Raw genomic sequence first — 1109 nt, 5'->3', positions numbered from 1 at the left:
GTTAGGGAATTTTATGGACGAATAGCAGTCGTACTGCCTGGCCGATGATGGCAAATAGGAAAAAAAGGTAGGGCGGCGACCTCGACCGCCCGGTTTTTTACGTTCCGGAGGAATTGGCCATCATCGGACTTGTGTATGAAACGTAGCGTGTAAAAAGACACTAACTTTTCGGATAAACACAGAGCCGAATTTTTATATTTTGTTTTTAACTTATCAATTTTAAAAGCCAAATTAAAAATTTGGCGGACTTTCTAAATATACACAAACCTTTCGGTTTAGCCTTTATTAGCTATGTTTTATACACCGTGTTGTAAAACGTTTTATTGTACAAATTGAATTTCAGCTTTCTTTCCATAATCCCTTTCAGATTCTACAGCTTTATTAACAAATTTTAGTCCTTTCATTTCATATTCAGACAACTCAAATTCGTCATATCTTTTTCCAAATATTCTTTTCGTTAATTCAAAAGCGGTTTCATAAGAAACTTCAGATTCTATTTGGTTTTGAATTTCTTCTTCGGTCAAATCTTCACGCATTTCGTCTAAATCTTCCTTGGATATAAGTTCTTGTGTTCTGACTATAATTTCTTCAGGCAATGGATTTCCATAATCTTGATAAATCTCGTCTCCAGCTTCTCTTAATCTAATTTTTTGTCCATTTTGGAATATACAGTATGAAAGTCCGTGTCCAATTGATATTTGGATAATTTCAGAGTTAGGAAAATTTTCAAGGAATTTCTTTTCTGTCAGGCTCTGTTCAGGCTTAGCGAATTGCCAACATAAATCAGCATTTGCAATAATCAAATTATCTTTATGTTTAGTGATATGAGTTTCTCCAATTTCAGGACCAATATTAAAATCAGTTTCCCCTATAAGTTTAAAACCTCTAAATCCTAAAGATTCCAATAGTTCAATATTGATTTTAATGTCTCCTACATTTTTAATAAAAGTTGCAGTTATATTCCAACCCATAGTTTTTTTGTAATGTCTAGTCCTGAAATATGGCTACAGGTTAAAAATAGATTTACGCTGTTAATTTATATACCATATTAGGTGTTTTGTATTCTAAAGATAAATGTAATCTTATTTCATTGTATAGATTGATTGCAT

1 protein-coding gene is annotated in these 1109 nt (G+C 32.2%); it reads right to left on the bottom strand.

All coding sequences use genetic code 11. The features are described from left to right. Nucleotides 1-320 precede the first annotated feature (320 nt). Nucleotides 321-971 (bottom strand): hypothetical protein, encoded by a 651-nt coding sequence (locus ACFSQJ_RS14175; RefSeq protein ID WP_377767630.1) that lies wholly within the window; start codon nt 969-971, stop codon nt 321-323. Nucleotides 972-1109 lie beyond the last annotated feature (138 nt).

The organism is Croceitalea marina (genome assembly GCF_042684265.1).
Taxonomy (GTDB): domain Bacteria; phylum Bacteroidota; class Bacteroidia; order Flavobacteriales; family Flavobacteriaceae; genus Croceitalea; species Croceitalea marina.
Note: the sequence above shows the minus strand (reverse complement) of the source record. Positions and strands in the feature narration are given on the sequence as shown.